This is a genomic window from Gemmobacter nanjingensis (assembly GCF_014652195.1).
Taxonomy (GTDB): Bacteria; Pseudomonadota; Alphaproteobacteria; order Rhodobacterales; family Rhodobacteraceae; genus Gemmobacter; species Gemmobacter caeni.
The window spans coordinates 426467-441100 of sequence record NZ_BMYI01000001.1; the positions used below are offsets into that span (position 1 = coordinate 426467).

Consider the following 14634-nt stretch of genomic DNA (forward strand, 5'->3'; position numbering starts at 1 on the left):
CTAGCGTTCCAGCACAAGCTTCGCGCCTTTGAAGCGCGAGACGCAGGGCATGATATGGCGGCAGCCCGCCTTCTGGTCATCGGTCAGCCAATGGTCGTTGTGCTCGATCTCGCCCTCGCAGGCGATGACATGGGTTTCACACTGGCCACAGGCCCCGCCCCGGCACAGATAGGGTGCATCGACCCCGGCCGCCTCGATGGCTTCCAGCAGCGATTGCGCGGCGCCGACGGTGATGGTCTTGCCGCTGACCGCCAGTTCCACGGTGAAAGGCACGCCGACGGGCGGGGCGAGGAATTCCTCGGAATGCACCGCCCCGGCAGGCCAGCCCAGATCGGCGGCGGTTTTCAGAACCCAGCCGATCATGCCCTTCGGGCCGCAGACGTAAAGATGCGTGCCCAGCGGCTGCCCGGCCAGCAATGTGGTCAGGTCAATCGCCTGCCCCTCGGCATCATAATAGCGGTGCACCCGGTCGCCATAGCGCGCCGAAAGCTCCGGCATATAGGCGCCCAGCTCGCGGTCGCGGGCGGCGTAATGCAGTTCGAACCGCGCGCCCATCGCATCAAGCTGCGCCATCTGCGCAAGAAAAGGCGTGATACCGATACCGCCCGCGATCATCAGATGTTTCTTCGCCCGCAGGTCCAGCCCGAACAGGTTCACCGGCGGGGAAATCAGCATCTTCATCCCCGGCCGCACCTCGCGGTGCATATAGGCCGAACCGCCCCGCCCCGTATCGTCGCGCCGGACCGAGATTTCATAGCCCGAACGGTCGCCCGGATCGGACATCAGCGAATAGGGGTTCAGACGCCGGGTTCCGGCATCATCCATTTCCACCACCGTATGCGCGCCGCCGGAAAAGCCGGGCATCTGCCCGCCGTCCTCGCGCACGAAGCGGAAGCGTTTGATCAGGCTGTTGACCTCGACCACCTCGGTCACGACGACCGGAATTTTCGCTGCCCCCACACTCATTTGAAACGCTCCTCGGCAGGCGGAACCTCACCGGGGTCTTCCGCGTCGATGTTCACGCCCTGAAAGGCGGCCAGACGGCGCGAGTAATGGTCGCGCACGAAAAGGTTCAGCCCGCAATGCGAACAGACGAAGGGATCGGTCGTCACATTCTCGGTGATGCCCTTGCAATGCACGCATTGCACCCGCCGCGCCAGCGAGCCGCGATGTTCGGTCTGCACCGCGTCATGTGGCAGCCCGGCCTCCATCGCGTCGCGCTGCACCTGCCCCATCAGGCTTTCGGTGCCGGTCGCATAGACCTGCAGGCCCATATGGCCGTCGCCCAGCACCTTGACGATGCGGGACCGGACCGAGGCATAGGTCGGCGCGCGGTTATACTGTCCGGCGCCCAGGGCGGCCATCACCGTGCTCATGTCGGTGCCATTGGCGCCGGGAATATAGATCAGATGCGCTTTCGCTTTCATCTCGGGCGCCTGCGCGAACAGCGCCTCCACCGCCGCACCGCCCTCGCCGTCCGCCACGATCAGATGGCTGGAGCCGGGACGCGGCGACAGCACGCCATAGACGGGGCGTGACTTGATCGAAGGTCCGAAATCGGTCTTGCTCATGTGTGTCTTCACCTGCTGCTTTTACCTTGGGCCAAATATCCCCGCCGGAGGCTCCGCCGGCGCCGTTCGCGCCTGACGCCGGAGGAGCCGGGGGGATACCGGGGTTCAGCCCTTCGCGGTGCGGCGCTTCTTGTCGGGATCGAAGAACGGCATCGAATGGGTCGTCGCCCCGATCTCGCCATGGGTGGCGCAGTTGACGGTCAGCTTCGTCCCTTCATTGGCGCAATCGACCGGCAGACGGGCGATGGCCACCGTCCAGTCGTTCAGCGGCGAATACATCGCCTGCGTCACGACACCAACCTTCTGGCTGCCACGATAGACCGGCGCACCATTGCCGGGGACGTTCTTGCCTTCCAGCTTCAGACCCCAGATCTTGAAGCGCTCCTTGCCCTTCAGGCGGTAATGTTCTTCCGCCCCCCGGAAGCCCTGCTTGCCCGGCGAGACGGTGAAGTCCAGCCCCAGTTCCCACAGTGTATCACCGCCCGGCTGGTCGTCGAACGGATACATCTCGGAATTGTCATAGGGGAAGAACAGCAGGTAGCTTTCGGTCCGCAGCATATCCAGCGTGGTGAACCGGCAGGGGATGATCCCCATGTCGGCGCCTTCTTCCAGAATGCGATCCCAGACCATCGGCGCATCCTGCCCGCGCACGAACAGCTCATACCCGCGCTCGCCGGTGTAGCCGGTGCGCGAGATCATCGCGGGCTTGCCGAACAGCGAGGTCTGCATATGGCTGAAGTAGCCAAGCTGGCGAATACCCGGCACATGCTTTTCCAGATAGTCCACCGCCAGCGGGCCCTGCAGCGACAGGTCGTGCAGGTTGTCATCAAAGCGGATCGCGACATCGCGGCCGGTGGCGGCCATGGTCAGCTGTTCATGCCCCTGACCGGAGCCATGCACCACCATGAAGGCATTCGGGCCGGTGCGGTAGATCACGCAGTCGTCGACGAACTTGCCGCCGTCGTTCAGCATGGTCGCATAGACGGACCGGCCGGGCATGATCTTTTCGACGTTCCGGGTGGTCGCGCGTTCGATCACATGGCTGGCTGCCGAGCCGGTGATATGGACCTTCTTCAGGCCCGACACATCCATGAGTCCGGCCTTGGTGCGGATGGCCATGTATTCGGCATCCGGGTCGCCTTTTTCATAGGACCAGGCGGTGCCCATCCCGCTCCAGTCTTCAAGGTTGGAGCCGAGCGCGCGGTGCCGGTCGGCGAGCGTCGAGAAACGCCACGAATTGGTCATGCAGTCCTCCTGTCAGAGCCTGTTCTTGATGGTTGGCAACAGTTGAAACCGACTCGCCCCCAAAATCAACAATCTTGTGCAAAAAACTTTCCTGTTAGGTAATTTTCCTGTCGGCTGCCCCTGAACAGGTCGGAAATGGAAAAGGCGGGGCAACCGCCCCGCCTTCCCGCAGACATGCCTGCCGCTTATTCAGGCAGCTGGAAGAACCAGTTGGCCCACAGCACCACGCAGACCCCGGCGATCAGGGCGACATAGGGCAGTATCCCCGCCTTGCGTTCGCCCAGTTCGCCCTCGGCCAGACCCAGATCCTCGTAGGCTTCCTTCGGGAACTTGCCGCCGTCCTGAACGTAATGGCGGAACCAGAACACCGGCAGAATCAGCGCCGCGAAGATGGCACCCGAGATCAGGGCATTGGAGTAGCCCCAGACCTTTGCCCCGGCCCCAAGGAACAGCGCGTTCACGAAGGCAAGGCAGGTGTTCACCCCGATCAGCAGGGTCGGCGCCTTCCACGGGCGTTCCATGTGACCCGAGTCGATCCGGTGAATCCAGCCCGCGTTCAGGTTCAGGAAGTTGAAGGTGATGTAGCCCACGTTCGAGATGGCGAGGACGTAGAAATAGCCCGTCGCATCCGAGGCCAGCGCCAGAAGGAAGACGTTGAAGCCAAGGTCGGTCCACATCGCGCTGGTCGGCGCGCCGTGCTCGTTCACATGCCCCAGATAGCGCGGCAGCCAGCCATCGCGCGAGCCCTGATAAAGCGTCCGCGAAGACCCCGCCATGGCGGTCATGATGGCCAGGAACAGCGCGAGGATCATCAGGATCACGAAGATCTGCGTCACCACGCGGCCCCCGCCGACCATGCCCCCCAGCGCCTCGCCGATGCCGGTGCCATCCACGATCCCCGGTGCCAGCATGCCACTGGTGCCCAGGACGCCCTGGAAGGCGAAGGGGATCATGAAGAAGAACACGATGCACAGCAGACCGGAATAGAAGATCGCGCGGAAGGTATCGGTCCTCGGGTCCTTGAACTCGGCCGTGTAGCAGACGGCGGTTTCAAAGCCGTAGGTCGACCAGGCGGCGATATACATGGCCCCCAGGAACAGCGTCCAGCCACCGATATCCCAGGCGCCATCCTCGCCCGAATAGGCGGCGGTCGGCGGCACGATGTTGGTGACGTTCATGCTGTCGATCGCGCCGGTCAGGATCGGCACAAGGCCCACCAGCAGAAGCGGGATCAGCACGATCAGCGCCATCACCTTCTGCGATTTCGCAGTCGAGGCGATGCCCTTGTGCTGGATCGCGAAGATGATCAGCATGAGGATCACACCGATCACGAAGGTCGAGTTGAAGTGCAGATTGCCCAGCCCCGGAATGCCGATGCTGAAGGCTTCCCAGTTGCGGAGCGCAGGCGTCAGTGCGGCAACCGCATCCTCCGCCGTCTTGCCCGCATTCGCGGCCATCCAGTCCAGCACGACTTGGCTGTCTGCCGCGGGAATGGGGAACAGCGCGTTGAGGATGTAGCCTGCCGCGATGGCACAGCCCAGCGACAGCACCGGCGACCATGCAAACCAGTTGCACCACACCGACAAGGGCGCAATCAGCTTGGAATAGCGCAGCCAGGCCGTTGCCCCATAGACGGAGGCCCCGCCCGATTTGTTGCCGAACATGCCGGCCATTTCCGCGTAGGTGAAGCTTTGCAGAAAGCCCATCACCATCGAGATCATCCAGACGACGAAAGCCGCCTTACCGGCCACGCCTGCAATCCCGCCGATGGAAAACAGCACCAGCGGCGGCACACCTGCCGCCACCCAGAAGGCGCCTTTCCAGTCAAGTGCCCGAACGAGTTCGCCCGAGCCTTTCTCCTGAGCCATGAGAATACTCCCTGTTCCCTGTTTCGCCCCGGCGCCTCGCATCTTGCGTGCGATCCTTCGGCCGGTTCCTGTAAGCAGCCGCCCCGGTGCGGGGCGGTATCGACTTTCGTCCGATCCGGCGGGCAGCTCCCTGCCCGGCCGCGCGGTTTGCACAGATTGTCGCACCCCGACCGCCGCACAAAGCGTTTTTTGCTTTAGATGAAAATTTTTTTCTTCGACTCGCCAAGCGCGTGAGGCGCGCAGCAATGGCACGCCCGAAAAAACGGCAGCGGGATTGTCCTATGATGCGGTTTCGGCACCTGCGCGCGCGGCGGTAGCCTGCCGGTTGGCATGGCGCCAGATCTCGAATCGAATCCGCGCGCGGCGATAGGCATCCATGATCGCCATGGCCCAGACGAAAAACCCGCCAGCAAAACGGCCGACAAAGGAGATGTCGGGTCCGGCGGTGAAGGCCGTGAAACCGCCCAGAAGAAAGATGAAGAACAGAAAGATCAGCCCGCGCTGCGGCTCGCCGTTCCAGACCTGCCCCGCGCCCGGAAGCATGATGGCGGCGGCCAGCACCTTGCGCGGATCGGGCGGCGGCGGGGTCAGGCGCATTTCCGCATCCCTTCGCGCAGGATATCGGCCCGGATTGCCCGCAGCCGCGCCACAAGGGGCGAGAGGGCGTGCGGCGCCAGCGGCTCCTGCCCCAGTTCAGCCTCGCGGAACAGCAGATAGCGCCCACGCTCCGCCTCGTCAGCCAACCAGACGATCCGCAGCCCCTCCGGCGCGAGAACCAGTTCCTTCACACGCGGATCATCGAACAGGTCGAGATGCAGTCGCAGCAGGGCGGCCTCGTCCGCGGTCAGCGGTGCCTCGCTTTTCAGCATGGCATCGGCCGGAAATCCGGGCGGCAGAGCCGTCTGCACCGGAAGGCGCGCGATGTTGGAGAAAGGCTCCACCCCGCGCGGACGGGTCATCAGATGGATGCGCTGCGACAGCGGCAGCGGCTCCAGCGCGGTAACCAGAAGCCACAGCGCGGGCAGTTTGCGGAAGGTCAGGCTGTCGGGCACGACTTGCAGGTCCAGCTCAAGCCCGCCCATCCGGCCCGCCACACGGGGAAAGCCGGTGGGTGCCCTGCCCCGCCGCGCGCCCTCAAGCCCCGGCAGGACGGCATCGAAATACCTTGCCCGCGTGGCTGCGCGGTCAGGGGCGGCGGCGCGCAGACGGAGGGCCAGCCAGACCAGCCCCCCGCCCAGTGCCAGAACCAGAAGTCCCAGCGCCATCAGTACCCCCGCGGCTTCGGCCAGGGCATGGTGAACTGCGCCCCCCGGTTGACGAAGCGGTAGCGCCAGAAGTGGAACCACAGCGACACGACGATATAGAACACGATCATCGCCACCAGCTGCGTACCATAGCCAAGGAACACCGCGAAGAAGGCCAGACCGCAAAGCCCCAGCAGCACCATGGCAGGCAGCGGGTGGAACGGATGTTCATAGCCCCGCTTGATGGTGTCGAGCGGCCATTTGCGGCGGAACAGGATGATGTTCAGCGGCATGAAGGTGTATTCCAGCAGCCCCGACAGGATCGAGAAGGTGATCACCTGATCCAGCGGTGCCCCCAGCGCGAAGATCAGCGCGATGGGCACAAGGAAGATGATCGCGCGATAGGGCGTGCGGTATTTCGGATGCACCGCGCCGAACCAGCCCGGCAGATACTTGTCGCGCCCCATGGCGAACCATGCGCGGCTGGCATCATTGATGCAGCCGTTGGCCGAGGCCAGCGTGGCAAACAGCGTGCCGATTCCCAGAAGCACCATCAGGAAGGTCGACCCCGACAGTCGCGCCGCGTCGAACAGCGGCACGCCCGACTGGCCAAGATACTCCCAGGGCATCAGACCCGCGCAGACATACCATGTCAGCGTGGCGGCGATGGCCAGCGTCATCACCCCCGCCAGCGTGCCGAAGGGCAGCGCACGCGCGGGGCTGCGCACTTCCTCGGCGGCCTGGGTGGTGCCCTCGATCCCGAGGTAATACCACAGGCCGAAGTGCATCGCCGCCAGCACGCCAAGCCAGCCATAGGGCATGGCCGCCTGCCCCGACATCAGCGCCGCGTGATTCATCTCGCCCACACCCAGAATGCCCGAGGTGCTGAGGAACAGGATGATGATGGCGGTGAAGGCGATGGCGGTGATGACAAGGTTGAAGGTCAGCGTCGCCAGCACGCCGCGATAGTTCAGCCATGCAAGGAACATGATCGCGAGAATGATGAAGGGCCGCTGGTCCAGCCCGCCCTCGTGCCCGCTCATCGTGGCGACGGTATCGACGAGGAAACCCACCGTGATTGCATTCGCGGCTTCCAGCATCGTATAGGCGAAGACGAGGTAAAGGCCGACGTTGAAGGCCATCAGCGGCCCGACGATGTGTTTCGCCTGAGTATACTGCCCGCCGGCGGCGGCGACGGTCGATGTCACCTCCGAATCGATCATGGCGACACAGGTATAAAGAATGCCCGCGAACCAGCAGGCCATCAGCGCCGCATAGGCCCCGCCTTTGCCGACGGCAAAGTTCCAGCCCATGTATTCGCCGACGAGAACGATGCCGACCCCCAGCGCCCAGACATGGGCCGGACCCAGCACCCGGGCAAGGCCAACGTGTTCGGTTGTATCCGTCTGTGCCATTTTACCCCCGGTGGCTTTCTTCGGTCATGGCCTCCAGCTCGCCTTCGCGGGAGGAAGTCAGCATGTCTTCCGAATAGGTGCTGTCGGTCCTGATCCAGTCGATCACGATGAACAGCCCGAACAGCGCCGAGGCGCCCCAGGCTGCAAGTTCAAGAACGTCCCAAAGATCCATCGCTTATTCCTCGAACTTCTCGGCGATCACCTCGCGGTATTCCTTTTCGGAAAACCGCAGCAGGATCGCGTAATAGCCCACGATGACCACGATCATCGCCAGCAGCGCCCCGACGGAGAAGCTGTAGTCGAATCGCGCGGTGATCATCTCGGCGGCAGAGGCAGCATCGGCGAAGCCGAGCTTTTCCCACTGCGCCACCATGGTCTCGTTCTGGCCAAGGCTTTCCCAGGTCGGATTCTCGACTGCCGTCGAGGTCACGGCAGATCCGGCCAGCCCCATCCACAGCGGGATGTAAAGCGCACCGATGGCCATAATCAGCAGCACGATCACGTCGATGATCTGGCCAAGCTTGCCCTGCGTCGGGGGGGTATAACGCGCCATGTCTTAACGCCCCTTCGCATCGCGGGCGGCATCAAGGAACTTGATGTCCAGCCCGTACATGAAATCGCGGTCCTCGCGGTAATGGCGCAGCATGGCGAGGATGGCAGCGGTATTGAACAGCAGCACGATGGCACCGCCGATCAGAAGAGTGATACGCGCACCGCCCGTGGGGGCCAGCGCCCAGGTGGCCAGCGCCACAAAGATGATGGAGAACCAAAGTCCCAGAACGAAAGCCCAAGCAACCATCACGTCGCGACGGTGCATGGTCTCGATCCGTCTCGTCAGATCAGACACGTCAATTCCTCCCTGTTTTTCCCCTTTCAAGCGCCGGTCGCGCGGGGCGAGCTTTTCTGTCCGGCAATTATTTTTTCCACGAGGAAACACTCCCTGCGACATTCTGTCAAGAAAACCATCGACAGATGCGAACAACGCCCAAAAATTGATCAATCACTGGATTTCAGGGCGGTGAATGCGACGACAATCTTGCCATTTCCGCCCTTCATTCCCCCGGATGAAAATTTGTTTCTTACCAGTTGAAAGGTGAAAAATCCGGTGCTAGCGTGATGGAAATTCGCCCATCAAGGAGTCGACACCATGTGCGGTATTGTCGGACTGTTCCTGAAGGACCCCAAGCTGGAGCCCCGGCTTGGCGAACTCCTGACGGATATGCTCATCACCATGACGGATCGCGGGCCTGACAGCGCCGGCATCGCGATCTATTCGCGCGGGAAGGATGGCCATGCCAAACTCACCGTGCAATCGGCCGATCCCGACCGCGATTTCGCGGATCTGGCCGACAAGCTGGGCAAGGCCATCGGAAGCCATGTCCGGCTTGCGCAGAAAGACACCCATGCGGTGCTGGATCTGCCTTCCGACCGGCTGGAAGCGGCGCGCCATGCAATCCGCGACATCGCCCCGAACGTGAAGGTGATGAGCGCCGGTGAAGGCATTGAAATCTACAAGGAAGTCGGCCTGCCCAAGGATGTGGCCGCCCGCTTCGACGTGGCCCACATGCAGGGCACCCATGGCATCGGGCACACCCGCATGGCCACCGAATCGGCCGTGACCACCATGGGCGCGCACCCGTTCTCGACCGGGTCTGACCAGTGCCTCGTGCACAATGGCTCGCTGTCCAACCACAACGGCCTGCGCCGCGAGCTGATCCGCCAGGGCATGACCTTCGAGACGCAGAACGACACCGAAGTCGCCGCCGCCTATGTCAGCCACAAGCTGAAGGAAGGCCAGAACCTCGGTCAGGCGCTGGAATCGGGTCTCGACGATCTGGACGGCTTCTTCACCTTCGTCGTGGGCACCAAGGACGGTTTCGGCGTCGTGCGCGACCCGATTGCCTGCAAGCCCGCCGTCATGGCCGAAACCGATCAGTATGTCGCTTTCGGTTCCGAATATCGCGCGCTGGTCAACCTGCCGGGCATCGACAATGCCCGTGTCTGGGAACCGGAGCCCGCCACCGTCTACTTCTGGGAACGCTGAACATGCAGACATTCGACCTCGCCGCGCAGGGCCTGCGCGCGCTGAACCAGACGCTTCACGGCCTGAACGGCACCACCAACCAGACCGCCTGGGAAATCGTGAACCCCAAGGGTTCACATGCCATCGCGGTGGGGCTGGATGCCCCCATCGACGTGACGGTGAAAGGTTCGACCGGCTATTACTGTGCCGGTATGAACAAGCAGGCGACCGTGCGGGTGAAGGGCTCTGTCGGCCCCGGCGTTGCCGAAAACATGATGTCGGGCACCGTCATCGTGGATGGCGACGCCTCGCAATATGCCGGTGCCACCGGCCGCGGCGGCCTGCTGGTCATCAAGGGCAATGCGGCCTCGCGCTGCGGCATCTCGATGAAAGGCATCGACATCGTGGTGCATGGCAACATCGGCCACATGTCCTGCTTCATGGCGCAATCGGGCAATCTGGTCGTGCTGGGCGATGCCGGGGACGCGCTGGGAGACTCGCTCTACGAGGCCCGTCTTTTCGTGCGCGGCAGTGTGAAATCACTGGGCGCCGACTGCATCGAGAAAGAGATGCGCCCCGAACATCTGGAGCTTCTGGCCGACCTGCTGAAGCGCGGCGAGGCCGATCACCTGGCCAAGCCCGAAGAGTTCAAGCGCTACGGCTCTGCCCGCAAGCTCTACAATTTCAACGTCGACAATGCGTCGGCCTACTGAGGCGCCAGAATGACCGATTTTCCGCATACCCCGCCCAAGCAGAGCTGGACCTTCTCCAACGATGTGAACGCCGAAATCCGCCGCGCCGCGGCCACCGGCATCTATGACATCCGGGGCGGCGGCTCCAAACGGCGCCTGCCGCATTTCGACGACCTGCTGTTCCTCGGCGCTTCGATCTCGCGCTATCCGCTGGAAGGCTACCGCGAGAAATGCGCCACCGACATCTGGCTCGGCACCCGTTTCGCCAAGAAGCCGATCCACCTCGACATCCCGATCACCATTGCGGGCATGAGCTTCGGCGCCCTGTCGGGTCCGGCGAAAGAGGCGCTTGGCCGTGGCGCCAGCGAGGCCGGCACCTCGACCACCACCGGCGACGGTGGCATGACGGAGGAAGAGCGCGGGCATTCGAAAACGCTGGTTTATCAATACCTGCCCTCGCGCTATGGCATGAACCCTGACGACCTGCGCCGCGCCGATGCGATCGAGGTCGTGGTGGGTCAGGGCGCGAAGCCCGGCGGCGGCGGCATGCTGCTGGGCCAGAAAATCTCCGACCGCGTGGCCATGATGCGCAACCTGCCCAAGGGCATCGACCAGCGCTCGGCCTGCCGCCACCCCGACTGGACCGGGCCGGATGATCTGGAGATCAAGATCCTTGAAATCCGCGAGATCACCGAATGGGAGAAACCGATCTATGTGAAGGTCGGCGGCGCCCGCCCCTATTATGACACCGCGCTGGCCGTGAAGGCCGGGGCCGATGTCGTGGTGCTGGACGGCATGCAGGGCGGCACCGCCGCCACGCAGGACGTGTTCATCGAAAACGTCGGCATGCCGATCCTCGCCTGCATCCCGCAGGCGGTGAAGGCCCTGCAAGACCTCGGTATGCACCGCAAGGTGCAGCTCATCGTCTCCGGCGGCATCCGCACCGGCGCCGATGTGGCCAAGGCCATGGCGCTGGGCGCTGATGCCGTCGCCATCGGCACCGCGGCCCTTGTGGCCCTGGGCGACAACGACCCGGCGCTGGAGGCCGAGTACCAGAAGCTCGGCACCACCGCCGGTGCCTATGACGACTGGCACGAGGGCAAGGACCCCGCCGGGATCACCACCCAGGACCCGGACCTCTTCAAGCGGTTCGACCCGATCCTCGGGGGGCGCCGGCTTAAGAACTATCTCAAGGTGATGACACTGGAAGCCCAGACCATCGCCCGCGCCTGCGGCAAGAACCATCTGCACAACCTCGAACCCGAGGATCTCTGTGCACTGACGATCGAATCCGCCGCCATGGCAGGCGTGCCGCTGGCGGGGACCAGCTGGATCCCCGGCCGCAACGGCGGCTTCTGAGAATAAAAAGATAGAACAGGGAGTTAAATGATGGTGAAAGACCTTGCCAAATGGGCAAAGGACAAGGGCGTCAAGTATTTCATGATCTCCTACACCGACCTCTTCGGAGGGCAACGGGCCAAGCTCGTTCCGGCGCAGGCGATCAATGACATGGCTGAAGACGGAGCCGGCTTTGCCGGCTTCGCCACTTGGCTGGACCTGACCCCCGCCCATCCCGACATGATGGCGGTCCCCGACCCCGAGGCGGTCATCCAGTTGCCCTGGCGGCGCGAAGTCGCCTGGGTTCCCGCCAATTGCGTGATGGAAGGCAAGCCGCTTGCCCAGGCCCCGCGCAACGTGCTGCGCCGTCTGGTCGACGAGGCCGCCAAGGAAGGCCTGCGCGTCAAGACCGGGGTCGAGCCGGAGTTCTTCCTGCTGACCCCGGAAGGCGACCAGATCTCGGACCCGTGGGATACCGCGGAAAAGCCCTGCTACGACCAGCAGGCGGTCATGCGCCGCTACGATGTGATCGCCGAAGTCTGCGACTACATGCTGGAACTCGGCTGGGAAGCCTACCAGAACGACCACGAGGATGCGATCGGCCAGTTCGAGATGAACTGGAAATACGATGACGTGCTCGCCACCGCCGACAAGCACAGCTTCTTCAAGTTCATGCTGAAATCGGTGGCCGAAAAGCACGGTCTGCGCGCCACCTTCATGCCGAAACCCTTCAAGGGCCTGACCGGCTCGGGCTGCCATGCCCATATCTCGGTCTGGAGCCTCGACGGCAAGAAGAACGCCTTCGCTGATAACAGCAAGGAACTGGGCCTCAGCGATCAGGGCCGCCACTTCCTCGGCGGCATCATGAAGCACGCCTCGGCGCTGGCCGCGATCTGCAACCCGACGGTGAACAGCTACAAACGCATCAACGCGCCGCGCACCTCCTCGGGCGCGACCTGGGCGCCAAACACCGTCACCTGGACCGGCAACAACCGCACCCATATGGTGCGTGTCCCCGGCCCCGGCCGGTTCGAGCTGCGCCTGCCCGATGGCGCCGCCAACCCCTATCTGATGCAGGCGATCATCCTTGCCGCCGGTCTGGACGGTGTACGCACCAATGCCGATCCGGGGCGTCGCTACGACATCGACATGTATCAGCAGGGCCATACCGTGAAAGGCGCGCCGAAACTGCCGCTGAACCTGCTCGATGCGCTGCGCGAATATGATAAGGACAAGACGCTGAAATCGATGATGGGCGAGGAGTTTTCTTCCGCCTATCTGAAGCTGAAGCAGCAGGAATGGAACAGCTTCGTCTCTCATTTCTCGCGCTGGGAACACGAGAACACGCTGGACGTCTGATCCCGCGCAAAACCTGTCTCCGGCCCCGGCACCCTGCCGGGGCCGCAGTCATTTCCACAGCCCAGCCAAACGCCCCACCAGACGACCCTGCCCCTTGCTTCTTGCCCAAATACTCAAGACGCCTCCCTCCCCACCACCACACCGGCCGGATCACCGCACCGCCGGATCCGCAGGCCATGGCAATGCCGGCCCACGGGGCTCGATGCCCCGTGGGCCGGCACCCGGCTTCAGGACAGCGCAAAAGAAAACCCCGGAGCTGCCTCCGGGGTCCAGTTCTGCGGGTGAAAGGGGGTTCAGTTCCGCAGATAACTTTCCATGCTGTCCTCCAGTGCATCCTTCCAGGGCGTATGGTGGACAGGCGCCATGGAGCCGGTGATGACCGAGCGATAGGCGTGATTGCGGAAGCCCATGATGTCTTCCTTCTTGTGGTCCTTCCACTCGAAGAAGGCCTCGCAGGCGCCGTCCACATCAAAGGACGGGTAATCGGTCTCGGCGATCAGTTCCTTGACGTAATCGCCCTGATAATGGATCGCGTCATGCGCATCCTGACCGGCATCCTCGCCGGCCACGCGCGCCTCGACATCCTTCAGCATCGTGGCCTTGTCGGTCGGCACGGCGATGCGGCCCATGATGGCATCGCGCACCCACCAGGCCTGGGCGTCGAACATATTGAAGGTGAACCACTGGTCCTGCATGCCGACGTAGAACATCTTCGGATTGTTCACCCAGACCACGCCCTTGTAGAGGTCAGCCGCCGCCAGCCGGTTCGCGGTTTTCAGGCGCGGGTCATCCGGCAGGAACGGGAAGTGGTGCTTGTAGCCGGTGCAGAGGATGATCGCATCGACCTTCCTGGATGTGCCATCGGCGAAATAGGCGGTGGTTTCATCCACCCGCTCCAGCTTCGGCACTTCCTTCCAGTTTTCGGGCCATTTGAAGCCCATCGGCGCGTTGCGATAGGCGACCGTGATCGACTTCGCACCATATTTCCAGCATTGCGAACCGATATCCTCGGCCGAATAGCTCGACCCCAGCAGCAGAAGATCCTTGCCCGCGAATTCGCGCGCGTCGCGGAAGTCATGGGCATGCAGAACGCGGCCGTTGAACTTGTCGAACCCCGGATATTCCGGCACATTCGGCACCGAGAAATGGCCTGAGGCCACGACCACATTGTCGAATTCCTCGTCATACATCCGGTCGTTTTCCAGATCATGCGCGGTGACGGTGAAGGTGCCCTTCGCCTCGTCATAGCGCACCATGCGGATCGTGGTGTTGAAGCGGATCCAGTCGCGCACGCCAGCCTTCTTCACCCGGCCCTCGATATAGTCGAACAGCACGGCGCGCGGCGGATAGCTGGCGATCTGCTTGCCGAAATGTTCCTCAAAGGAATAGTCGGCGAATTCGAGACCCTCTTTCGGGCCGTTCGACCAGAGGTAGCGATACATCGAGCAATGCACCGGCTCGCCATGCTCATCAAGTCCCGTGCGCCAGGTGTAGTTCCACAGCCCGCCCCAGTTGCCCTGCTTCTCGAAACAGACGACTTCGGGGATATCCGCTCCTTTGGCCTTGGCGGACTGGAAGGCGCGGAGCATGGCAAGACCCGAAGGCCCGGCTCCGATCACGGCGACACGTTTGGACATATGGCTCTCCTTGCTGGTGCGCGGGGCCGCTCTGGCCCTCGTTGCCTGATAGCTAAAGAGATTCTGCCCTATGTGTCAAATATTCTTCCTGTCAGGAAATTCAAATCTGTCGCATCGCCCAAGTTTTCGGCAATATTTGACCGCTGCCGGCAAGGGGCCCGGCCCTCGGGGGCATCGAGCCCCCTCGTGCCGGCTGCCGCGGATCTGGCACCGACGACCGTGTCAATATGCCCAGGGGGACT

The 14634-nt window shown here is 63.1% G+C and carries 15 protein-coding genes; 4 read left to right on the top strand and 11 right to left on the bottom strand.

Annotated features, from left to right (window positions below):
- From IE126_RS02180 to IE126_RS02225, 10 genes are all read right to left on the bottom strand, one after another.
- Positions 1-966 (bottom strand): PDR/VanB family oxidoreductase, encoded by a 966-nt coding sequence (locus IE126_RS02180; RefSeq protein WP_054301013.1) that lies wholly within the window; start codon positions 964-966, stop codon positions 1-3.
- Positions 963-1571 carry a dimethylamine monooxygenase subunit DmmA family protein gene (locus tag IE126_RS02185; RefSeq protein WP_189380063.1) on the bottom strand — a complete coding sequence of 203 codons (609 nt, stop codon included), beginning with the start codon at positions 1569-1571 and terminating at the stop codon, positions 963-965. Before IE126_RS02185 ends, IE126_RS02180 begins: the two co-directional genes overlap by 4 nt.
- Before the next feature lie 105 nt (positions 1572-1676).
- Positions 1677-2816, bottom strand: a complete 1140-nt coding sequence (locus IE126_RS02190; protein ID WP_054301011.1) for an aminomethyltransferase family protein — start codon at positions 2814-2816, stop codon at positions 1677-1679.
- 185 nt (positions 2817-3001) lie between these two features.
- Positions 3002-4684, bottom strand: a complete 1683-nt coding sequence (locus IE126_RS02195; RefSeq protein WP_054301010.1) for an APC family permease — start codon at positions 4682-4684, stop codon at positions 3002-3004.
- Positions 4685-4963: 279 nt separating this feature from the next.
- Positions 4964-5281: a hypothetical protein gene (locus IE126_RS02200; RefSeq protein ID WP_108128324.1), complete on the bottom strand. Its 318-nt coding sequence runs from the start codon at positions 5279-5281 to the stop codon at positions 4964-4966.
- Positions 5272-5949, bottom strand: a complete 678-nt coding sequence (locus IE126_RS02205; RefSeq protein ID WP_189380064.1) for a hypothetical protein — start codon at positions 5947-5949, stop codon at positions 5272-5274. Before IE126_RS02205 ends, IE126_RS02200 begins: the two co-directional genes overlap by 10 nt.
- On the bottom strand, positions 5949-7343 hold the full coding sequence (locus IE126_RS02210; RefSeq protein ID WP_054301007.1) for an APC family permease: 1395 nt from the start codon (positions 7341-7343) through the stop codon (positions 5949-5951). Before IE126_RS02210 ends, IE126_RS02205 begins: the two co-directional genes overlap by 1 nt.
- Position 7344: 1 nt before the next feature.
- Positions 7345-7515, bottom strand: a complete 171-nt coding sequence (locus IE126_RS02215; RefSeq protein WP_170120537.1) for a hypothetical protein — start codon at positions 7513-7515, stop codon at positions 7345-7347.
- Positions 7516-7518: 3 nt separating this feature from the next.
- Positions 7519-7896: a hypothetical protein gene (locus IE126_RS02220; protein ID WP_054301006.1), complete on the bottom strand. Its 378-nt coding sequence runs from the start codon at positions 7894-7896 to the stop codon at positions 7519-7521.
- A gap of 3 nt (positions 7897-7899) precedes the next feature.
- Positions 7900-8190 carry a hypothetical protein gene (locus IE126_RS02225; protein WP_082400635.1) on the bottom strand — a complete coding sequence of 97 codons (291 nt, stop codon included), beginning with the start codon at positions 8188-8190 and terminating at the stop codon, positions 7900-7902.
- A gap of 300 nt (positions 8191-8490) precedes the next feature.
- On the opposite strand from IE126_RS02225, the gene IE126_RS02230 reads away from it, so the two are divergent.
- Genes IE126_RS02230 through glnT form a run of 4 tightly spaced genes read left to right on the top strand, consistent with a single transcriptional unit; the run spans position 8491 to position 12755 of the window.
- Positions 8491-9387: a class II glutamine amidotransferase gene (locus IE126_RS02230; RefSeq protein ID WP_054301004.1), complete on the top strand. Its 897-nt coding sequence runs from the start codon at positions 8491-8493 to the stop codon at positions 9385-9387.
- 2 nt (positions 9388-9389) lie between these two features.
- Positions 9390-10079 carry a GltB/FmdC/FwdC-like GXGXG domain-containing protein gene (locus tag IE126_RS02235; RefSeq protein ID WP_108128322.1) on the top strand — a complete coding sequence of 230 codons (690 nt, stop codon included), beginning with the start codon at positions 9390-9392 and terminating at the stop codon, positions 10077-10079.
- Between the two features lie 9 nt (positions 10080-10088).
- Positions 10089-11417: an FMN-binding glutamate synthase family protein gene (locus IE126_RS02240; RefSeq protein WP_054301002.1), complete on the top strand. Its 1329-nt coding sequence runs from the start codon at positions 10089-10091 to the stop codon at positions 11415-11417.
- A 30-nt stretch (positions 11418-11447) separates the two neighbouring features.
- Positions 11448-12755 carry a type III glutamate--ammonia ligase gene (gene glnT, locus IE126_RS02245; RefSeq protein WP_054301068.1) on the top strand — a complete coding sequence of 436 codons (1308 nt, stop codon included), beginning with the start codon at positions 11448-11450 and terminating at the stop codon, positions 12753-12755.
- A gap of 293 nt (positions 12756-13048) precedes the next feature.
- On the opposite strand, the gene IE126_RS02250 is transcribed toward glnT, so the two are convergent.
- Positions 13049-14392: an NAD(P)-binding domain-containing protein gene (locus tag IE126_RS02250; protein WP_189380065.1), complete on the bottom strand. Its 1344-nt coding sequence runs from the start codon at positions 14390-14392 to the stop codon at positions 13049-13051.
- Positions 14393-14634: the final 242 nt, after the last annotated feature.